Genomic DNA, 19819 nt, shown 5'->3' on the forward strand with positions numbered 1-19819 from the left:
ATTGACTTTTACTAGCTGGTCTATTTTTATTAGCATAGGACTTATAAGCTCTATGCTAATTTAATTTTTATGCTATAACCTTCATAGAATTATTTACTGTCTTAGTACCATATTTTTTTCTTATCTCCTGCATACTCATATTACTTCTTCTTTTCTTTCTGTCCTCTTTACTGTGCCAATACCACATCTTTTTTTTATTAGCCCACCAAAGACCTGCTAATTTCAATTCCTTCCTGTATGGTTTTGTATCACCAGATACCCATATCCAACTACCACATATCTCAATTTTTATATTTAGATTTATGATTTTATTAATTACTTCTTTGAATCCATCATCAAATGTACTTTCTTGATTTTCTTCTTTTAGCTTTTTAAATAAAACATCATATTGATTATTTATTTCTGCCATTTCTTCATTAGTTCCACCCATATCAGGGTGATATTTTAAAGCTAAATTTCTATATTTTTCCTTTAATTCCTCAACTGTTTTTATGCTTTCAAAATAATTTTCCATTTTCAAGACCTCCTAATTTTCATTTTTTAAAATTCTAAATTTAAAAATCAGCCATATTATAAAAGTTAGAAAAAACGTATCTTTTATTTTAATGTGGATTGTGATAAAATTTATGTAGAAGGTACAAAGTACGGTCAATACTTCGTATCCACTACAGTTTTAAGACTTTGATTTAAAATTAAAAACTATTTTTGGGATGGCTCTGAGATTTTTCTTGGGGCTTTTTAGTTTTTTAATTTCTAATAAAATCTTATATATATCACTTTTGCACCTCCTTTCTTACTATACTTATATTGTACTCCGTATGTACTCCATTGTCAATAGTATTTACCTATTTTCATGAAAAAATTATACAAAATTCAAATGTAAATTTATAAAATTCTTTTTTTATATTGCTTTTACATTCTATAAGCAGTATGAGCCTATTACAGCAACTTTTAATATTAAAGGTGTAATTATATTTATTTAGTTTCTAAATGTCCTTAAAGTCTTGATTTAATCCTTATCTTTTTTATGAAAATCAAAAGTTATATATCTTATATATATTTATACCTTTTTCCCTTAAATACTAAAAATCAAAGACAAAGGAAAATTGTCAAGGGCGAATAAGGAACTTTTTAAGTGTTCTTTCTTAAAAAATTTCTTATTCGGCGGAGCGTAACCTTGACTATTTTCCTGCTTTGATAAAATTTGTAATTAGGGAAAAGGTTATTTGATTATAATAATTGAATATTATTTCTTTTTTCTATCGTTCAGTAATTTTACTATACGATTATAAATATCTTCATTGATAAATTCATTTTCAACATTTTTACGATTTAATAAGATGAATCTTACAGAACTTTTTGACCAGTTACCACCAAGTTTAGTTTTAATTCCTGAACCATTTAATATATCTGAGATTTCTTTAAGACTATTACCCTGTATATATAACTCATATATCCTTTTTATTGCATTTAAATTATCAAAAGCTTTTCTTCCTGCTCCACGTTCATTTTTAACAGTTTTATTATTAATTACTGTACTATTTTTTCTAAGTTCATCATATCTAATTCTTAAATCATCATAAAGTCTTTTGTAGTTATCTCTCATATCTTTCATATTATTATAATCTTCAAGTAATAAATTATATTCATCTATTGAAATAACATTTTTACCTTCTACTAAATTTTTTAACCTTTCATTTTCTTCAAGTTCCTGTTTATACAGAAATTCCATGTTTTTTAAGTCAGTTTCAAGCTTTTTTATTGTCTTTCGTGCCAACTTAATCACCTCGTTTATTAATTAATTACTATACTAGTATAACATATCTTTATTTATGTTTTAATAATTAATTTATATATTGTATGAATATAAAAATAGAGAAGCCTTTTATGTGGACACTAACTGGAGGAATGGAAGGTGTCAACAGAGGTACGAAGTTGACAAGGTGTTCATTCTGTAAGGCGGTAGACTAGGGTTTTAGGGAGTGTAGCTCCCTATTATATTTATTCTTAATTTTATAATATTATCTAAATATATATACTATATTTACTTATATCATCTTCATATATACATATAATTGCACATACTATATAATAATATTTATTGTATATTTTAATTTATAATATATAAAAACCATACTACATTGTAATATGATCTTAAATTTACTTATAATTTCAAGTTTAATTTTCAAAAAATATGTTATAATATATATAAAAGAAGCCATTGTGGTTTCAGGTTTATATGTTTGGATTAACTAAAATGCACTTATTAGCGTGGGTGCATTTTTAGTTTTTTGAGTTTTTATCTTTATCATTATCAACAGTAATTGAAATTTCATTACTCTTGTCTTTTGAACTATTCTTATATCTAAAAATAGCATTATCCTTAAAGTATGCAAGTATAGCAAAAATACATACTATACCAACTATCGTAACACACACTATAGATGTAATAACAATATCAGAACTCATTTTGTCACCCCCAATGCTGTCAAATTAACCACAATGACCTCTTTGCAAGAGATAAAAAACCAGGGAGTGACTAATCCAAAATACTTTATTCTCTCGTATATATTATATCATATAAAATGGTTATTATATAGAAATTTGAGTACCTGCAAGCCATGTATTTACAAGCTTTGTACGTCTTTTCCCTATTATTTTTATTACGGTAGAGTTAAGCTTGTCCCCTTTAAATAATTTAATGCTTTCATATTTTGACCAGTATCTAATATACTCTTTAGCTTCATCTTCTTTTATTCTTCTTGACCAATATCCGTCACATACATTTATTATCTCTCTAGCTAGACCCTTTACCGTTTTAGGATTCGTTATAATATTAATATCTAACATATTTTATACCTCTTTTACACTTTTAATACTTTTATTATACCATATTTACACTATAATGAATATTTTTCCATTAATTTTCATCAATTTCTTTAGCTTTTATATATTCATTTATCATCACATCTAATCTTTGACTTTCAGTAACTATTTTAAGATCAGATAAATTTTCTACTTGCTTTATATGCTGTTCTAATAATGCTCTTTGTTCCTCTATTCTCTTAATCATTAGTTTAACTCTATCCATAAGAATTCCTCCTTATTTACAATACTATACTAAAATAGTGTTGTATTGTAAATGATAAAAAAATAGGGGATTAGATTAGTAATCCCTTTAAAATTACCTTTTCATTATAAATCTTTGTGCTAACAAACGCATAAATCCTCTGCTTGTACCTGTACCATACCACATTCTTTTTAATAGATCAGGTCCCTTTATAATCAAATAGCAGAAACCAATTAGAAGCATAGAATTATACCATGTTGCTTTATGAACAAAGATTTCCGTTACACCTACTATTAAAGCTGTCTGCATTAGAATAGATACAATCATCATAAGAAGTCCTTTCCACCATTCCATCATAATATCCATATTGTTTGAAACCATAGAAATTGCAGCCCATACAGAAGATATTTGATAAACTATTAATTCAGCATGATAAACACACATCTTAACGAAAAATACCACTACTGCAATAGTTATAAAAGCAAGTACAGCTAAAAATACAATTCCCTTACCAAGTATATCTGCTAAGACACCACTAGATAAAAAATTTATTGTTGATTCTGAAGCATTCTTTGCTACTTGACTAAACATCCAATCTCCTAGTGGATATGCCACCTGTCCAACTAAAATTTTTAATAGGACTGGTGCTATAACAATCATTGCAGAGGCTTTTACTGTCTTCATAAGTATTTCTGAAAGTGGTGTATCATTTGTGCCAGTTGAAGTTTGTAACATATACTCAACTATTCTATAAAGCACAATTATAGTTATTACTGTTGCACCCATACCTATAAATATGCTATAAAGTGTATTAAAAAAATCTGGCATAGAGCCTGGTTTGAAAAGTATATTTGAAATAGCTTTAAATGCACTATTTAAAAAATTTTTTATACTGTCACCTATATAGTTATTTATAGTATCACTTATATCAAACACTTATCTCACTCCTTAGTTTGCTTTATCTATTTTCCATCTTCCATTTTCTTGTTTCATAATTATATCTATAGAGTATTCCGCAAATCCATCATTACCTTGTAACTTATATTCAACAGTTTCATCATCTTTTTTAACTTTCGGACTATTAATCAAATATTTATTTCTAAATGATATATCTGAAATAGGTGCATTTTCAAAAATATAAAATGTTTTTCCATCTTCTAAATTTCCAGTTTCAATTTCATTATCAGTATCATTTAGAAAATCACTGGTAAAATAATTTTTGAAATTTTTATTTATATAATTCTTAACTTTTTCTTTATTAATTCCTTGACCTGTACCTTTAACAAGCACTTGCTTATTATTGTGACTACTTAGAAAAGCTTGTAAAGCCTGTTTACTATCCGTTTTTGCTTTATCTTCATTAAAACCGCAGCCTACAAATGAAAGAACCAAAATTAACATCAATCCAATACATATAAATTTACTTTTTATTTTCATCTTCAATCTCCTCCAATAAATTAAATAATTTTTAATATTTATTTAAGATCCTTTTCTTTATCCTCCAGCTCGTCAAATTCTTCTATTTCTTCATCTGTATTATTTTCACTTTCTGAAAATATTTTTTCTAAGCTTTCAATATCCTTTTTATTGTTTTTATTTGAATTTTTTATCTTTGCTCCATGTAGTTTTTCTTCCTGCTCTTTTAATTCCTGCTGCTTTTCATCAGAATTTATATATTCCTCATATTCAGCTTTTTTTGTTTCTCTAAATACCAAAACTTCATCTGCTATTCTTCTTTCATAATCCTTCTGACTTGTCCTAAATTTTTCTGTTATACCTGGAAACAGTTCAAATTGTTTTGCCTTTTTCAATTTTACAGGGTGCTTACCTGTAATTATTAAAATTGATTGTTCTGGCTCCATAGTCAATATTTCATCTGCATTAATTAAATTTCTACCTGCATAACTAAAATTTTGAGAGCTTGAAGAACTGTCATTTTTACTACTCTTTGAAGTTGACTTTGAAGATGTCTGAACCTTTACAGTTGTCTTTCCTGCAAGTTCTGAAAAATACTTTGCTGTAGTGTCATTTACATTACCTAAGCACAATTTTATGCCACAGTTACCTAGAATACTCTCTGCTTGTTCTCTACCATATCTTTCTTGAAGCTGTGTTATGTTTTGAATAATAGTGCAACAAGCTATACCATAACCCCTGCAAGTTGCTAAAAATTTCTCATAATTATCAAAACGCCCTAGATTTGGGAATTCATCAAGCAAAAAAATTACTGGCTGTGGAAGCTTTGAATTATTTTCAGCACCTAAAGTATAAAGTTCCTGAAACATCTGACTAAAGAATAGATTTATAAGTCCTTCCCATGTATCATCCATAACTGGAATTATTACATATAAGACTATTTTTCTTTTACCAACATCATTTAAAAAGAAGTCTGAATTTGAAGTAAAGTCTGCTACCTCCTGATCTACATAATCCCCTATAGTAGTTAAAAGTGAGATTATAATACTTGCCCTTGTAGCTTCCTGTGATTTTTTAAATCCCAGCTCATAGGCCCTTCTTGCAGGATGACTCTTACTCAACTTCAGGAACTGTTCATCAAGTCCTGAAACTCCACTTTCGTCTTGTTCAGGATCAAACTCCTGTAAAAAATCAAGTATTCCACTCATATTTCTCTTAACTACTGGCATTTCATATATGCTGTATAATATTAATGCCTTTAGTAAACTTAGCTGTGCATTGTACCATATGTCCTTATGTTTAGGGTCATTTTTGGCTGCAACCATTGTATTTGCAACTGTTGTTGCTTCTCTATCTTTTCTTACATAATCAAAAGGGTTGTAATGGTCACTATTGGACATATCCATAAAATTTATAACGTGTACCTCATAACCCTGCGCTTCCTTAACTTTTGCTGTCATTTCGTATAGCTCTCCCTTTGGATCTGTGGCTACTATAGAACATTCTCTTTCATTTAAAACATTAGTTACAACAAAGCTTTGAGTTTTAAAGGAACCAGGTCCACCTACAACAAAACAATTTCTGTTAGGAAGTGTAGACTTTGTTGGCTGAATTAAGGCTAAGTCATCTTTTATTCCAAGCACTATACCATTGGAATTTACTTTATTAATCATTTTCCCCATTCCTTTCATTATTGTTATTGTCGTTCTTTTGAATACTTTGGATTAAATCCTGAATTAACTGTTTTGTAAGTACTCCTACAGTTTGACCTTCAACAAAAATTTCGTTATTGTCGGAATATCTACTTGAACCATGTATTGCATAGTTAGATTCAATTTCATATTTTGACTTATTGCTTCCAGTACTTAATAGCAGCTTTAAAAATATAATTACAACTACACAAGTACCCAAAATAAATATAGGATTTTTACTCTTTGCTAAAGTTGAAATTACGCTAATAGGGTGATGTCCCAAACCTTGAAGGTTTGAAATTATCACTTTTTTATTTAAATTAGGTATCTTGTATCTCTGTGCTACAGCACCAACTTCACTTAAACATACAACTCCGACTTCCAGAAGCCCTGATATTACAATACTTCCGATTACTTTACCTTTAGATATTCTTTTAGGCATTTTTATTTTCCCCCTCTACTGCTGCCACTGTTATATGGAGCAAAACTACCCATTAAAGTTATTTTATTTACAAGGTACTTACTGCCCTGTTTTATTACCTCTGCTTCATAAATTTGGCTTACTGGTGAAGCATTAGAACCATTTACACTATAAGTTGTACTAATACTTACAAGTGCCTTTGCTGTATCTATATTTGTATCAGTTAAATAAATATTTAAGCTGTTAACCTTGTTTTGTATTTGGGTTTTAGGGGCTTCCGCCCCTCCTGCTCCTTGAAGCGATTGATATACCCCATCAGTTGTATACTTCCTAATTTCTTTAAATCTTGATACATAAGTTTGATTATTATAGTTGAATTGGACATAAAATAAATTGTGTACTACATTTTTTATGTCATAGTTATCTTGGTTACTCCCCTCACTGGATAGCCGAGATAACTTTTGATTTAACTGCTGATTTTCAGTAGTTAAACTCTGTAATTGACTTTCTTGTCTGCTTGATATTACTCCCTGGCCTGCAATACCTATAATCAAAATAATGTTCAGTACAATAGATGCTGCTAAGCCTATAAAAATCTTTTTCATATCTTTACCTCTTTTCTATTCTCTAACTCTGCCATACCCTGCTAGATGTGTTTTCCAGAAGCTGTTGTCTAAACTTTCATATCCAATTCCATGACCTCCACTTTGATACATTTTGTTGTTTCCAACATATATACCAACATGAGTTATATAATCACCTGCATTATATGTCCCCTGAAAAAATACTAAATCACCTGGCTTTACATCACTAGGAGCAACTCTACTTGTTACGTCATACTGTGCTTGGGCTGTACGTGGAAGATTTATTCCTGCCTGACCATAGACATACTGTGTAAGCCCTGAGCAATCAAAACCAGTAGAAGGATTAGAACCTCCGAATACATAAGCTTCTCCCTGAAATTTTTCTGCTGTACCCATTAATCTTTTATAAGAGTCACTTCCCAGTGGAGATTGAGAAGCACCCTCTGATACTCCTGTATCTGTTATACTTACATACCTCATAACATGGCCATAATAACTAGGATCACCATATCCACCGCCATGTGAAGCTGAAAAAGATTCTGCAAGTGCTTTTGTACCCTTTCCACCATTTGACGCTACATAATCTACATATCCCTGACCAAAATTGTAGCTCTGTATAATAGTTGCAAGATCACATTTTTTCTTATTTGCATACTGCACAATAGAGCTAAAATATTTTATTCCAACATTTAAAGATGTTTCGGGGTCTTGAATTGAGTTTGGTGGAAGTCCCTCGCTCTCCGAACTTTGCATTATATCATTTGTTCCTGTATTCCCACTTTCTTGATATACAATAGCAAGTAATACTTCGGTATAATTCCCAACTTTATATTTATTAGCAACTTCTGAAACTAAAGGTCGCCATTTCTGAACTGACGCAGGTATATTTGCCTTTCCAAAACTATTATTATCGCTGTTTTTTTGGTGTCCTAGAATAGCCACAATTATTATGAAAAACATTGCAACAACAATAATTATTATCTTCTTCATTTCGTGTTATCCTTCTGTAAATACTGTTTAGTTAAACTATCGATCTGTTTTTGAATAGCAGATTTTTTCTTAGCGTCCTTTTCCTTTGCCATACTGCTTCTTAAACTGTTTATTTTATTTGTGGCATTCTTTTCATTTATTGCTTTTGTAATATCTTCACTATGAAGCTTTGAATTTACATCTTCTGCGTCAACTATATTTCCATGTAATATAAATGCCATTGCTAATCTTTTTAACTGGTCATTGTCTGAAATAAGCTCTTTTCCTGCTAACAAATAGTTGTAATTATATGAAACTATCTGCTTTTCCGTATTTATATAACTGTTATTCTCTTTTAAATTCAAAATTTTCTTTTCCTGTCCTGATTCATACATTTCCTTAATTACTTTACCTGTAGAGTTAGGGTCTGTTTTTATCGCATTATCATATTTACCAAGTTGTAAATATATATCTGCTATCTGAGACTTTGTATATCCACTTTTTTTTAGTAAGCTAACTCCACTATTGTAATTTCCTAAGCTCAGATATTTGTAAGCATTGGCTTTGTTGTCTGCCATTTCAATTTTATTTGAGTAAACTTCTTTTACCTTATTATTTGAAATTTTACTTATTCCAATAACCAATATTAAAATAACCAATATTACAGCGCCAGTTATTATCCATGTCATAGTCTTTTTTTGTTTATTTAACCTTTTAGCAGTTTCAATATCTTTAAAATGCTGAGTTTCATCATTGTTCAATTTTTCATTAACTATGGAATGAAGTTCTTTTATTGATTGAGATTTATCAACTTTGAATAAAAAATCATCTTTTATTTTATTTAAGAGTGCATTTTTATTTATCTTAAATTTTTCAAATGGAAACTGTGAAAGCATTGACATTATAAGCAATTTATACTGTTCTAGGTCTGTATAATTATGGACATAAGGTATGAGCTTGTTACTTCTATACATGAACCTTACATTCTTTAAGTCCTTAAAAAATATATTCTGTGGGTGCAATAAGACTTTATCCTCAAAGGATTTAAGTGGATTTATAGCAAGTATTCTTTCAAGAAGTGAAAGTCTTAAAACATTTGAATAACTTTTAGCCCTTATTATAGGTTTGTATCCTTCTTCTATACTGTATTTCAAGATGTATTTTTGTCCTTCATGCTCTACAGATATAAGAGGAAAACAATATTTATTTTCTTTTTTTAATCCTTCAAGTTCCGATACATTTTCGGCTAAAGCCTTACTATCACTTATGTGTACCATATATTCATTTTTCTTTGTATATGCTGTTAAATCTTCCATAAGGATTATTTTCAAGCTGTCCACCCCCCTAAATTATTCTTTATTTCTTCCATTTCCATAGGGCTTATATAAAGTTCATTTTCATAATCTGGCTGTATATCTGGACTTTTCTCATATTTCTCTTTATACCTTTTTCTATTTTCTAGTCTTAATTCTTCCTTACTAAGCTTTATTTTCATAAAAACCCTTTTTGTTCCATATAAAAGTAGTGCTTCGCCTTGTCTTTTTGCCCTAAGTAGGGATATTTCAGGTTTAGAAAAATTTAATTGCAATTTTTCTATAACTTCATCAACCCCTCTGTTATCAAGCCCAAAGAATAACTTTGTAAAACTATTTTCAATTACTGCTGTTCCAAGACCGCCTTCGGCTCTTAGTACATCTTGTATCTGCTGTGTTACTGCTATTGCTCCCGCATGATACTTTCTGAACCTCTTATATGCCTGAACAAAGAAATCCGCACTCTCTTTATTTTTTATCAAGAAGTGAAATTCATCTATAAATAAATAAGTGTATTTATCACTTTCCTTATTTGACTTAGTTATAATATCCCAAAGATAACTAAAAGTATTTAAGTAACAAGCTCCCTGTATGTCAGCTTCGCTTTGTAGAGCTTTTAAATCAAATGAAATAATATTATTGTTCAGATCTATATTTGTATAACCATTAAACAGTGAATTTGAGCCATATACATAGCTTTTAAGTATAAAATAAAAGTCTTTGATCTTATTAAATTCTTCTTCACTTTCTTTTTTTAAATCTCCGATTTTTTTATATAAATCCTCGAATGTAGGGAAATCTTCATGTGTCATTTTACTTATATCTTTAATTTCTCTGAACCTATCATAAAGGTTAATTACAAGGCTTTCTATTATTGACATTTCAACCTGTGTCATATCACTTTTGATCGCCTTGAATAGTCCTCTTAACCTCTGGCACTTCTGCTTTATAAGATTTTCAACTCTTGAGCTATCGCTCAGATTTTTAATTGATTCATCTTCTGTAATTTCCTCTGAAAATATCTCTAGTGGATTTATTTTAGTATCAGATATACTTGATAGATGGACTACAGTACCACCAAAGTATTCAACAATTTCACTATACTCATTTTCTGGATCTATTATATAGACATTAAAACCCCTTGCTATAAGATTAAGTATTTTTCTTTTAAGGTAAGTGGTTTTTCCAACTCCTGACGTTCCAACAACAACCATATTTTGATTAAGTGTCCTTCTATCATCCAAGTAATTAATTGAAACTATAGAATTTGTGATCTTGTTTATTCCCTCAATTATCGAACTTGGGGACAAGTCACATATTTCACTATCATCAAATAGGAAAAATGAACTTGCTGCTGTTGTATTTGACATCTGATATGTGTAATCTTTAAGTTTATTTTGTTGAAGTGGTAGAGCTGACCAGTAGGCATCCCCCATACGGTAGTATGGAATTATCCCTCTCATATGAACTTTCATTAAAATCCTATTGACATTTTCTTCTAACCTATTGATTAATTCAAGACTTTCTGCTTGAATTAATATATAAGTATAAATATATAAGAAGCCAAACTTATTATTTAAAGATTCTCTTAATTGATTTTGTGCGCTTTTGATCTGTTCTTCCAGATTCATTGTGAGCCTTGGGTCTTTAGTTTTAAGTAATTCAGCTTGTTTGTTCTTTATACTTTTATTGTAATGGTCAAGCATTGTGGTATCACTGGCTTTCTCTATATATTGGGTAATCGTTACATTACCCTTTAATCTCTTTAAATCAGAAAGCCAGTTGCCCCTTGCTTGTGTAGGGTACTGAGCTACTGCAATAACCCTTACATAGTTTCCACCAAGTTCTACATTGTCTTTATTTTCCTTATATACAAAAGGATAAATGGCTTCAATAGCTGTATTATCTATAATTCCTGTCAGTTCATCTTTTTTAACTTCTTCTATCACTTCTACTTTCTCAATATCTTTAGGTTTTATATTTTTACTGTTTGATTTCTTATATTTAACTTTCAAATTAAACAATTTACTCACTCCCTATACATAAATTGAATTTTTAAAATCTATAAACCTGTGTAGTGCAATTACAATGTCTTTTGCATTTAATACAATAGTTTCTGCATCATAAGATTCAAGTAGTGTATTCAAAGAGTTCTGTACCTTTTTAACCTTATTATTCAAAGCTTTTTCTGAAATCTTGAGTTCCTCAATAGTCCTTTTCTTTACATTTTCAGTTATAACTATCAAATGCTGCTTTGTAGTCAGATCACTTGATAACTCCATATCCTGATACTCCAGGCAGTATGAGGATATAAGCTGTAATAAGTGCTTATTAATGTTATTTTTTTTAGCTTCTAAATACCTTTTTTTCCAGTAAAGATTATAATTTTTCATATCTAAAGGGATCGTCATAGAAACAATTTCAGGATTATCTTCTTTGTTCTGACCTAAAAAGGAAGCATAATCTTCAAAAAGTACACTTTGTTCGTACTGTGCTAAAAGGTCTAGGTTTATTCCCTCAACTTTAATCATTGAGAGAAGCCTATTGTCCTTTAAGTAGACAAAATCCTCATATACGCCCTCTATGGGGCTTATATCCTGTATAAACTTGTTGACTGTATTAACTTGTTTTTTATTTTTTTGCATTATCTCACTTCCTATCTTTTTTTAGGCTTTAAGAAAAATATCTTCTGTCTGCTATAAAAACTTAAAATAGTCCTTATATGCTCAACACATCTTATATTGCTTCTGTACCTGACTGGTCTTGCAATAGCCACTATAAAACCACAAGCAATAAAAAGTATTGCAAGTATCGCTTTTACAATCCATATTGCAGCTACGCTGTAAGGCGGTACAGCAATTATTAAAACTGATATAAGTAAAGGTATGGAAATATACTTTACTGCGTCCATACCTGTAAGCCCTGGTATTAAATTGTAACCACTTTCTACATTTCGTGGGAAAATGAATCTTTTACCTTCTCTTTCCTCTCCATCTTCATCAAGCATTTCTAAAAGAACTTTTTTTATGTCCTCTTTATCTACTTTCATGCTTTCACTTCCTTATTCTTATTGAAATAGTGCATAAATCCAAGGTATAAGCCATGTCAAAGCTCCTCCTGCTGCTACCGCAGCACCTACCATACCTATACCCCTCCACATTTCATTTTTCATATTAGGATCGTCAAGACTTGGCAGCTTAGATATTACTATCTTTGCAGCTGCTATAATTCCTACTATTGCAATAATAGATGTAATAACCACCTTTATAGATGTAAGTCCCTGATTTAATTTACTTTGTACCTGCCCTGCGTCTGATGCAGCACTTACTAATCCTGTACTATCAAACACTAAAACTGCTGTATAAGCTGAAACTAAGCATTTTGTTATTTTCCCTTTCATCTTTTTCCCTCCTGATTTAAGCTCAAATTTTTATTAATATTTCTTTTCTTTTGTAATTTTAAATAGTTATTTAATTCATCTAAATTTCTTATAGCTTCATCTTTCCTAAAATAAGGTGAAACCTTTGACAGCTCCCCTTTCCTGGTGCATTTATTAATTGAATATCCTTTCCTGTTGTTTATAATTTCAAAAGGCTGTTTAGTTTCATCAAGCTTTTTATTAAGCTCTATACCATAGAAACTTAGAAAACCTTCTAAAAATGCATGGCTATCATTTTTTAATTCTGTCTTAATATTATTTATTTTCTCATTATTCTGTAAATTATTGGTAATTCTTTCTTTTGCCTTATTTATGTTATCTGTAATTTTAAAATCAAGGCCTTTAGTTTCTACATTGAATTTCTTTAATGTCTTATCTATTATATTTTTTCTTACTGTAGGATTGTTTTCTAGACTTTCTAATAGAATTTTTCTTCTAGCATTATTTAATGGTATAGTATCAAGCTTTAAATCGCCTATATCAAACGAATTCAGCCTGATTTTATCTTTATTATCCTTTAGATAAATACAAGTATCTTTACCTATTGTAAAAATTGTCCTGTTTCTCATGATCTCATACTGTGAGGATTTAAATAAACTTTCCAGTGCTTCATTTTTGGTCTTAAAGTTTTTAGTAATAGCATAAGGCTCTTTTTCTTCTTCCTGATATTCCAAAAAATATTCATCACCATCTTTTTTTAAACTGACAGATGAACTATTGTCTATATTAAATTTTTTTAGTAGCTTACTTTTCCTATTAAATAGCTCTTTCTTTTCAAATTTCATTAATTCATAAATGATTTCATAATCAATTAACTTTAGCTTTGCCCTTCTTTTTTCTTCCTGCTCCAATTTTTTAGTTTCTCTTAAATCTTGTTCTAATTTATCTAATCTTCTTTTTTCATCTTCATAATTCTTTAGATATTTTTGTCTTTTCTGATATAGTCTTATTTTTTTAAGATTTTTTTCCATCACAAGGTAAAAATTTTCTTCACCACTTTTACTTTTATCATCTTTACATTTCATTTTAATTCCCCCTTTAAAAAGTTGATATTTTTTAATATAGTTGATATGATATAAATGTGGATTACCTTATAATATATATTATACTGCATATCTATAAAATACTCAATGAATATTCAATAAATATTTTTAATGTTTCAAAATAGATAAAGGAGCTACTACAATGGATAATGAAATAAATATTAATGATGAACTTTCAAAAGATAAAACACAAATTCAAATTAAGTTCGAGAATCAATTATTAGAAGCTATAAAACAATATCAAATAGATAGTTTAGAACCTGAACGTGTAGGTGCTATAAAAACATTAATTAGATTTGCCCTACATGAAAAAGGATATTTAAAGAATTTCTAAATAAAAGCCTTATTTGAATTAAGGCTTTTATTTTTATAAACCTATATTTCTTCTTCTCTTTCTTTTCCTCTTTAATTTTAATTCTTTTTCTCTTTCTAATTGATTTCTATTTCTTGCTGCTACTTGATTTATCAAACTTCTTAAACTATCAAATAACAAATTTCCATGTTTAGGACTACTAATATTTTCTTTGTATTCCTGTATAGACTTATCAAACTTATCAAATTCATCACTGTAATTATTTTTATTATTAGTTCTATAAACATTAAAATCTTTCAAATAATTATCTCTGTCAAAGTATTCATTTATTCTCTCTCTACTTTTACTATCTAGTTCATCAGCATGAGAAGCACATTCAGCATAGAACATGTAAACAAATCCTTTATTACTTAATTTAAAATCAGTATATTTTTGTTTCAAAGTTTTTCTGTCATTTTTAAGTAAACCCAATATTTCGGTTTGTTGATCTTTATTATATTTTCTTGGTGAAATTTTAAAATCATCTGCTTTTAATTTTCTTCTATAATAGTCCTTAGCCATTATAAAAACTTCTTTTTCTTCTATAGTTAAGTTAACTCTATTTTCCCAATTAGGATACATTTCTTCTAACTGATTATCATAAATTTTATTCATAATTGTAAGTGATTCTTTCAATTGCTTTCTAGTAAGTGTAATTCTTTTTAAATCTCTTAATATACTCTTAGGAGCATTTTTCACACTCTCTATATCTTCAAGTGAAATATTATATTTATCTTCTACCTCATTAAACAAATTCTCTAAATGATTGATATTGTTTTTTATGGAAATTGAAAATCTAATTCTATTATTCAATATGTCTTTCAAATAATTTTCAAGAATATCATTTTGGGCATATCTCTTAACCCGTTCAATTTCTTTTTCATCAAGTATTTTGTTTTCTCTTAAAGTTGTATCAACTAAATATATCCTTTCATATTTAGTTAGATTACCTATATCTAAATTTTTATAATATTTACTTATAAATTTATCTGCTCTATTTTCCAGAATATTTTCGGCAGTAGAGAGAACAGCTTCTTCTTTTTCTATTCTATTTAAGGCTTTAATTTTATCTGCAGTATCATCTTTAAATTTTAAAGACTTATTCCAATTTTTAAGTTGTTCTTTTCTTCTCTCAATAGTATCAATATTTATATAAGTTTTTAGATATTTTGCGATTTTACATAAATTTTTAACTTCATCTTTAGTCAAACAAGAATAGAATTTTTTATTATTTAAATTTCTTTCTCTTTCTTGCTTATACTTTTTCAACTCTATTACAGTTCTGTTATACTCTCTCACTCTCTTATTGCTATTTACTCTGTCAGATATTTTTCCTTTCTTAACCATATTTCTTGCTGCATATCCTTCATGTATTGTAGGTTTAACTTCTTTTCCTAACTCTCTGTTACTTTTAGAACTTATAGATATTCCTTTACCCTTTAAAGCACGATTTGAAAAATCTTCCCATGACTTACGCCATTCCTTCATCTTATTTTTATCGTTCCAATCTACGGTATTTATTCTCATAGATTTTTTTCTACCTGTCTTTTTATCTGTAACTATTTCTTTTCTACATTTAGCTTTCCATTTTCCATTTTCATCAAATGGTCTTATAGTAAGCATTACATGGAAATGAGGATTATCTTTGTTATCTCTATGAATAGCAATATCAGCTACCATACCATTATCAACAAAATTCTTTTTACAAAAATCATAAGTAAGCTTTTCTTGTTCTTCATTACTCAATTCTTTTGGAAGTGCAATATTAAACTCTCTTGCTAGTTGTGAATTGTACTGCTTTTCCTTTTTCTCCACTTCATTCCATAATCTTTCTCTACTACTAACCCATGAAGGAGCGTTTTTGGGTACTAATATCATTGTCACAGGTTGGACTTTTCTTTTATAAAACTTATCGCTTTGACTTCTTTCATCATGTAGCTTTTCTCCACTTCTATAAGCAGCACAGGCAACAGCCGAGCGTTGTCTACCTTGTTTATTTGATCTGCTTATTATCTGGCCTGAAAAATGATATATTGCCATAACGCCCCTCCTTTCATTGCATTAATTTATTAATGCTCAAAACGCAAAAGCGTTTTGCTTTTATTTTAATAAATTTTTTAAAAAAAATTTCGCACACACCATTTATGGTGTATAAGTGCGCCCTTCATAAACTCGGGATAACTAAAACCTTACAAATTAATTATATCACTACCATATTTACCATTCAATATGAATGTTTGATTTTTTTGTCATAAATGCTATAATTAATTACAATAGATATAATATTGGAGGTTTTATTATGGCTAAAAATAAGATAGATGATATAGAAGCTCAAATTGAAAAATTGAAAAAGAAAAAGGCTGACTTAATTGCAAAAAGAGAAAAGGAAGTAGGAGCATATCTCATAAAATCTTGGGGGCTATCTGATTATTCTACTAAGGATATTTTAGGATTAATAGATGAGTATAATCCTAATAAAGATAATAAATCTAATAATGTAAATTCTAATTCAGCAGTTTAATATGAATAACATTGAAAAATTAGATTTAAAAATTAAATATTTAGAGGATAAAAAGAAAGCCCTAAGTAAATCAGTTAATTATGAAGAACGTAAAAAAAGGACAAGACGTCTAATACAGACTGGTGCATTAGCAGAAAAGTATTTTAATATAGAACACCTATCTATAGAAGATAGAGAAGCTATATTTTCTATGTTTGCGGAATATATAAAAACTAATGCTCCTAAAAAGTATAATTTAAAGAAGGAATAAATCAAAATGAGTAATGAAAGAGAACAACTACAAAAATTACTAGTAGAAGCACTTGAAAAGTTATATAGTAAGGATCTATATTTAATTAAAATGCCTAAACATAATTGTACATCTTCAAAAAATACTAATGAACCTGTATATAATTATACAGGTGAAAGAGAAATTGTATTTCGTTTAGGAATATATCTTTATGAAATTATGAACAAAAAATTAATGAGTATTTTAAAATTAGAAAAAGATGTAAAATTAAATTTAGATTGTGAATATAATAGAAATTTATGTTTTTCAAAAAAAGTTAATAATATTAAAAGATATCCTGATCTTATACTTCATAATAGAGGATCTAATGATAATAATATACTGGTAATTGAAGCTAAGACATGGTGGAACCCTAATACCGAAAATGATGAGGAAAAATTAGAACTTCTTACAAGTCAAAAAGGAGAATATAAATATAAATATGGTTTATCTATTAAATTTAATACATCTAATGTAAATCTAGTATGGTTTGAAGATGGAATAAAGTGCACTTCTAATAAAATCGAAATACTATTGAAAAAATAAAGGAAGAAGGATTAAATTTAATCCTTCTTCCTTTATTTTTTTCCACCCATGTTCAATATATTTGAAATTATATTTTTACTTTCTTTATCCTCACTACTTATTTTTTTTGTGTCTTTTATATCTTTTTCTACTGCCATTTCATCAACTTTTAAACTTTTATTTTCTAAAATTTTTGCAATATTATTTATGGCATTTACAATATCAGATGTATTTTCATCTTTGTGCATTTCCTTGTATAATAATTCTTTCACATATGCACTAAAACTTTCTCCTAAGTTATCACAATAATTTAAAATATCACAGTCCTTTTTATTCTTTAGATTAAAAGAAACTGGCTTAATCTTCCTATCATCCGTTTTACTTTTCATTTGCAACAGCACTCATTTCTAATACTTTATCATATATTTTTGAATTTATAAATTGACTATCATCAATCAATTCAACTCCGTCATTATATATTGCTTTCCAATATTTAAAAGTAGGTAATGCTCCACCACCCATTAACTTAATTTTAGATACATTAGAAATATCAAAATAGCTTTCTATTTCAGAAGCTAATTCAGTAACGTGTTTTTCTATAATCTTATGTGTATCTCTAATGTCAACTTTTTTCTGATTAATTATTATTTCATCTTCTCCTAAATGTTTTTCTATATATTCACTTGATACACTTCCTCTACCTGTATCTCTTAAATGTTTTGCAATCTTAGAATATAAATTATAAAAAGATTTATCTTTTGTATCAAATTTAACAGGTTCTTGATTTTCCCATTGAATTATATTTACTGTTCCTGCTCCTATATCTATAGTTAAAATAGATTGATTATCTTTAGTTAAAACAACCAATGCACCCTCAACAAATACTACAGCACTTTTTATATTTATTATCTTTTCTTCACCATTAATTTTTACTTTTTCTACATTTAAATTATTTAGGTATTTTTCAAATTTATCTTTAACTTCACTCATATATTTTATAATAGGAAGTCCTACACAAATATTTATATCTATCACAGGATCTTTACTGCTTAAAGCAGCAGCAGTTAATAAACATATTTTATAATCATCTGTGAAATATCTATTACCAGTAGTAAAATATTCTCCATCTCCTACTACATAATCAATACCATTATAATTTACTTGGTATATGTCCTCTCTCTTTTTACCGAAATTGGCTACTCTACCTAACTTAATTCTACTTGCAAATTTTTTACCTCTAAACTTAACATATCCATTTCCCAAATCCACACCCAAATTTACCATTTTTAATATTCCTTCTTTCTTTTAATTAGTAATACTTTTTATATAAATTTTATATACATAGCTTTTTTGTAATACTTTTTATATACTAATTATATAATTTTTTCTTGTATAAGTCAATATCTTGTAATACTTTTTATATAAAAAGTATTACAAGACTGTATTTTTTTAAATTTTATATAACTTTTATATAAAAAATATATCATTTATATTTTTCCATAAATTCCAGTAAGGCTACTGCTACTAAATCTCTTTGCTTTTCTATTCTATTAGAACAAAATTCTACAAAATCATCTAAAACTTTTTTGTACGTTTTAAATGATTTACTGAATAGTTCCCCCTGCAATTCTGGTCTATGTATATCTACTTTTTTATTTGATTTTTCAATAAAATTTATATTGTTTTTTTTATATAAACTAATAATTTTTAGTATTTCAGGATACTCATTTTCAATAACTTTTTTAATTTTTCGTGTAGTAATTTCAGATAAATTATCATCATTACTTTGATTGAAAAATTTTTTATAATTATTAGTAGATAATGATAATTTATTTTTATCTACTATGGATTTATTGCCATTTATTTCTTTAGGAATATCATACATATGAGTTCTTGGATTATATTTTATAGAAATACCTTGTATCATCTTTGAAAATCTTTTTCTACTAATTTTAAATTTTGTCATTATAAATTTGTCTGTATTTATTTTTTCTTCTTTATTTCTTTTTTTATTTTCAATAGTATTATGATTTATACTCTTTGCTATATTAACAAGATAATTAATATTTATATCATCATCCATTCTTATCACTCCTATAAATTATGATAATTAATTATAGTTTATATTCTACATGAGCCAAAAATTTCCTTTAAATAATAAAAAATAATTACTTATATAAGCTAAATTATCATAATTTATGATAATT

25 protein-coding genes are annotated in these 19819 nt (G+C 28.0%); 4 read left to right on the forward strand and 21 right to left on the reverse strand.

The genetic code is table 11. The features are described 5' to 3' along the window. Positions 1-67: 67 nt before the first annotated feature. From KM800_RS13865 to KM800_RS13945, 17 genes are all read right to left on the reverse strand, one after another. On the reverse strand, positions 68-514 hold the full coding sequence (locus tag KM800_RS13865; protein WP_217813617.1) for a J domain-containing protein: 447 nt from the start codon (positions 512-514) through the stop codon (positions 68-70). Between the two features lie 732 nt (positions 515-1246). Then, positions 1247-1777 carry a recombinase family protein gene (locus KM800_RS13870; RefSeq protein ID WP_217813618.1) on the reverse strand — a complete coding sequence of 177 codons (531 nt, stop codon included), beginning with the start codon at positions 1775-1777 and terminating at the stop codon, positions 1247-1249. Positions 1778-2283: 506 nt separating this feature from the next. Next, the gene (locus tag KM800_RS13875) at positions 2284-2469 is read right to left on the reverse strand and encodes a hypothetical protein (RefSeq protein ID WP_217813619.1); all 186 of its coding nucleotides are present in this window, start codon (positions 2467-2469) and stop codon (positions 2284-2286) included. A 123-nt stretch (positions 2470-2592) separates the two neighbouring features. After that, positions 2593-2850, reverse strand: a complete 258-nt coding sequence (locus KM800_RS13880) for a TIGR04540 family protein (protein WP_217813620.1) — start codon at positions 2848-2850, stop codon at positions 2593-2595. 70 nt (positions 2851-2920) lie between these two features. After that, positions 2921-3091 (reverse strand): Spo0E family sporulation regulatory protein-aspartic acid phosphatase, encoded by a 171-nt coding sequence (locus tag KM800_RS13885; protein WP_217813621.1) that lies wholly within the window; start codon positions 3089-3091, stop codon positions 2921-2923. A gap of 93 nt (positions 3092-3184) precedes the next feature. Further along, a complete protein-coding gene (locus tag KM800_RS13890; protein ID WP_217813622.1) occupies positions 3185-4006 on the reverse strand; it encodes a conjugal transfer protein TrbL family protein in 822 nt (273 codons plus the stop codon). A gap of 12 nt (positions 4007-4018) precedes the next feature. Beyond that, positions 4019-4507 carry a hypothetical protein gene (locus KM800_RS13895; RefSeq protein WP_217813623.1) on the reverse strand — a complete coding sequence of 163 codons (489 nt, stop codon included), beginning with the start codon at positions 4505-4507 and terminating at the stop codon, positions 4019-4021. A 38-nt stretch (positions 4508-4545) separates the two neighbouring features. Then, positions 4546-6159, reverse strand: coding sequence for a VirD4-like conjugal transfer protein, CD1115 family (locus KM800_RS13900; RefSeq protein WP_217813624.1), 1614 nt, complete (start codon positions 6157-6159; stop codon positions 4546-4548). Further along, entirely contained in the window at positions 6152-6619 is a 468-nt protein-coding gene (locus KM800_RS13905; protein WP_217813625.1) for a hypothetical protein, read from the reverse strand. The genes KM800_RS13900 and KM800_RS13905 overlap by 8 nt, the downstream gene beginning before the upstream one ends. 2 nt (positions 6620-6621) lie before the next feature. Further along, a complete protein-coding gene (locus KM800_RS13910; protein ID WP_217813626.1) occupies positions 6622-7203 on the reverse strand; it encodes a hypothetical protein in 582 nt (193 codons plus the stop codon). A 15-nt stretch (positions 7204-7218) separates the two neighbouring features. Then, a complete protein-coding gene (locus KM800_RS15630; protein ID WP_217813627.1) occupies positions 7219-8172 on the reverse strand; it encodes a lysozyme family protein in 954 nt (317 codons plus the stop codon). Then, positions 8169-9482, reverse strand: coding sequence for a hypothetical protein (locus KM800_RS13920; RefSeq protein ID WP_217813628.1), 1314 nt, complete (start codon positions 9480-9482; stop codon positions 8169-8171). The genes KM800_RS15630 and KM800_RS13920 overlap by 4 nt, the downstream gene beginning before the upstream one ends. Further along, the gene (locus KM800_RS13925) at positions 9479-11488 is read right to left on the reverse strand and encodes a VirB4 family type IV secretion system protein (protein ID WP_217813629.1); all 2010 of its coding nucleotides are present in this window, start codon (positions 11486-11488) and stop codon (positions 9479-9481) included. The genes KM800_RS13920 and KM800_RS13925 overlap by 4 nt, the downstream gene beginning before the upstream one ends. 12 nt (positions 11489-11500) lie before the next feature. Next, on the reverse strand, positions 11501-12109 hold the full coding sequence (gene trsD / locus KM800_RS13930) for a TrsD/TraD family conjugative transfer protein (RefSeq protein ID WP_217813630.1): 609 nt from the start codon (positions 12107-12109) through the stop codon (positions 11501-11503). Between the two features lie 11 nt (positions 12110-12120). Next, positions 12121-12513 (reverse strand): hypothetical protein, encoded by a 393-nt coding sequence (locus tag KM800_RS13935; RefSeq protein ID WP_217813631.1) that lies wholly within the window; start codon positions 12511-12513, stop codon positions 12121-12123. An 18-nt stretch (positions 12514-12531) separates the two neighbouring features. Then, on the reverse strand, positions 12532-12864 hold the full coding sequence (locus KM800_RS13940; protein ID WP_217813632.1) for a CagC family type IV secretion system protein: 333 nt from the start codon (positions 12862-12864) through the stop codon (positions 12532-12534). Continuing rightward, a complete protein-coding gene (locus tag KM800_RS13945; RefSeq protein WP_217813633.1) occupies positions 12861-13928 on the reverse strand; it encodes a hypothetical protein in 1068 nt (355 codons plus the stop codon). The genes KM800_RS13940 and KM800_RS13945 overlap by 4 nt, the downstream gene beginning before the upstream one ends. Before the next feature lie 160 nt (positions 13929-14088). Here KM800_RS13945 and KM800_RS13950 point away from each other — a divergent pair, with 160 nt between their 5' ends. Continuing rightward, positions 14089-14280 carry a hypothetical protein gene (locus KM800_RS13950; protein WP_217813634.1) on the forward strand — a complete coding sequence of 64 codons (192 nt, stop codon included), beginning with the start codon at positions 14089-14091 and terminating at the stop codon, positions 14278-14280. Between the two features lie 33 nt (positions 14281-14313). Here KM800_RS13950 and mobQ read toward each other — a convergent pair whose 3' ends face one another. Continuing rightward, positions 14314-16338, reverse strand: a complete 2025-nt coding sequence (mobQ, locus tag KM800_RS13955; RefSeq protein WP_217813635.1) for a MobQ family relaxase — start codon at positions 16336-16338, stop codon at positions 14314-14316. 259 nt (positions 16339-16597) lie between these two features. Between mobQ and KM800_RS13960 the strand changes: the two genes are divergently transcribed. Genes KM800_RS13960 through KM800_RS13970 form a run of 3 tightly spaced genes read left to right on the forward strand, consistent with a single transcriptional unit; the run spans position 16598 to position 17633 of the window. Then, complete coding sequence (locus KM800_RS13960; protein ID WP_217813636.1) at positions 16598-16819, forward strand: hypothetical protein; 222 nt, start codon at positions 16598-16600, stop codon at positions 16817-16819. A 1-nt stretch (position 16820) separates the two neighbouring features. Continuing rightward, positions 16821-17069, forward strand: a complete 249-nt coding sequence (locus KM800_RS13965) for a DUF3847 domain-containing protein (protein ID WP_217813637.1) — start codon at positions 16821-16823, stop codon at positions 17067-17069. Between the two features lie 6 nt (positions 17070-17075). Beyond that, on the forward strand, positions 17076-17633 hold the full coding sequence (locus tag KM800_RS13970; RefSeq protein ID WP_217813638.1) for a hypothetical protein: 558 nt from the start codon (positions 17076-17078) through the stop codon (positions 17631-17633). A 32-nt stretch (positions 17634-17665) separates the two neighbouring features. Here the strand turns inward: KM800_RS13970 and KM800_RS13975 are convergent, their stop codons facing one another. The 3 genes from KM800_RS13975 to KM800_RS13985 all read right to left on the reverse strand — a co-directional run bounded on the left by KM800_RS13975 (position 17666) and on the right by KM800_RS13985 (position 19695). Further along, entirely contained in the window at positions 17666-18001 is a 336-nt protein-coding gene (locus KM800_RS13975) for a hypothetical protein (RefSeq protein ID WP_217813639.1), read from the reverse strand. Next, complete coding sequence (locus tag KM800_RS13980) at positions 17991-18896, reverse strand: ParM/StbA family protein (protein WP_217813640.1); 906 nt, start codon at positions 18894-18896, stop codon at positions 17991-17993. The genes KM800_RS13975 and KM800_RS13980 overlap by 11 nt, the downstream gene beginning before the upstream one ends. 199 nt (positions 18897-19095) lie before the next feature. Further along, positions 19096-19695 carry a hypothetical protein gene (locus KM800_RS13985; protein WP_217813641.1) on the reverse strand — a complete coding sequence of 200 codons (600 nt, stop codon included), beginning with the start codon at positions 19693-19695 and terminating at the stop codon, positions 19096-19098. Positions 19696-19819: the final 124 nt, after the last annotated feature.

It is taken from the genome of Clostridium tyrobutyricum (assembly GCF_019144085.1).
Taxonomy (GTDB): Bacteria; Bacillota; Clostridia; order Clostridiales; family Clostridiaceae; genus Clostridium_B; species Clostridium_B tyrobutyricum_A.

Bases quoted from the DNA above. Each gene is read 5' to 3' on its own strand.
- KM800_RS13865 (WP_217813617.1), bottom strand. From the start codon at position 514: ATGGAAAATTATTTTGAAAGCATAAAAACAGTTGAGGAATTAAAGGAA.
- KM800_RS13875 (WP_217813619.1), bottom strand. From the start codon at position 2,469: ATGAGTTCTGATATTGTTATTACATCTATAGTGTGTGTTACGATAGTT.
- KM800_RS13880 (WP_217813620.1), bottom strand. From the start codon at position 2,850: ATGTTAGATATTAATATTATAACGAATCCTAAAACGGTAAAGGGTCTA.
- KM800_RS13885 (WP_217813621.1), bottom strand. From the start codon at position 3,091: ATGGATAGAGTTAAACTAATGATTAAGAGAATAGAGGAACAAAGAGCA.
- KM800_RS13895 (WP_217813623.1), bottom strand. From the start codon at position 4,507: ATGAAAATAAAAAGTAAATTTATATGTATTGGATTGATGTTAATTTTG.
- KM800_RS13900 (WP_217813624.1), bottom strand. From the start codon at position 6,159: ATGATTAATAAAGTAAATTCCAATGGTATAGTGCTTGGAATAAAAGAT.
- KM800_RS13905 (WP_217813625.1), bottom strand. From the start codon at position 6,619: ATGCCTAAAAGAATATCTAAAGGTAAAGTAATCGGAAGTATTGTAATA.
- KM800_RS13910 (WP_217813626.1), bottom strand. From the start codon at position 7,203: ATGAAAAAGATTTTTATAGGCTTAGCAGCATCTATTGTACTGAACATT.
- KM800_RS15630 (WP_217813627.1), bottom strand. From the start codon at position 8,172: ATGAAGAAGATAATAATTATTGTTGTTGCAATGTTTTTCATAATAATT.
- trsD (WP_217813630.1), bottom strand. From the start codon at position 12,109: ATGCAAAAAAATAAAAAACAAGTTAATACAGTCAACAAGTTTATACAG.
- KM800_RS13935 (WP_217813631.1), bottom strand. From the start codon at position 12,513: ATGAAAGTAGATAAAGAGGACATAAAAAAAGTTCTTTTAGAAATGCTT.
- KM800_RS13940 (WP_217813632.1), bottom strand. From the start codon at position 12,864: ATGAAAGGGAAAATAACAAAATGCTTAGTTTCAGCTTATACAGCAGTT.
- KM800_RS13945 (WP_217813633.1), bottom strand. From the start codon at position 13,928: ATGAAATGTAAAGATGATAAAAGTAAAAGTGGTGAAGAAAATTTTTAC.
- KM800_RS13950 (WP_217813634.1), top strand. From the start codon at position 14,089: ATGGATAATGAAATAAATATTAATGATGAACTTTCAAAAGATAAAACA.
- mobQ (WP_217813635.1), bottom strand. From the start codon at position 16,338: ATGGCAATATATCATTTTTCAGGCCAGATAATAAGCAGATCAAATAAA.
- KM800_RS13960 (WP_217813636.1), top strand. From the start codon at position 16,598: ATGGCTAAAAATAAGATAGATGATATAGAAGCTCAAATTGAAAAATTG.
- KM800_RS13965 (WP_217813637.1), top strand. From the start codon at position 16,821: ATGAATAACATTGAAAAATTAGATTTAAAAATTAAATATTTAGAGGAT.
- KM800_RS13970 (WP_217813638.1), top strand. From the start codon at position 17,076: ATGAGTAATGAAAGAGAACAACTACAAAAATTACTAGTAGAAGCACTT.
- KM800_RS13975 (WP_217813639.1), bottom strand. From the start codon at position 18,001: ATGAAAAGTAAAACGGATGATAGGAAGATTAAGCCAGTTTCTTTTAAT.
- KM800_RS13980 (WP_217813640.1), bottom strand. From the start codon at position 18,896: ATGGTAAATTTGGGTGTGGATTTGGGAAATGGATATGTTAAGTTTAGA.
- KM800_RS13985 (WP_217813641.1), bottom strand. From the start codon at position 19,695: ATGGATGATGATATAAATATTAATTATCTTGTTAATATAGCAAAGAGT.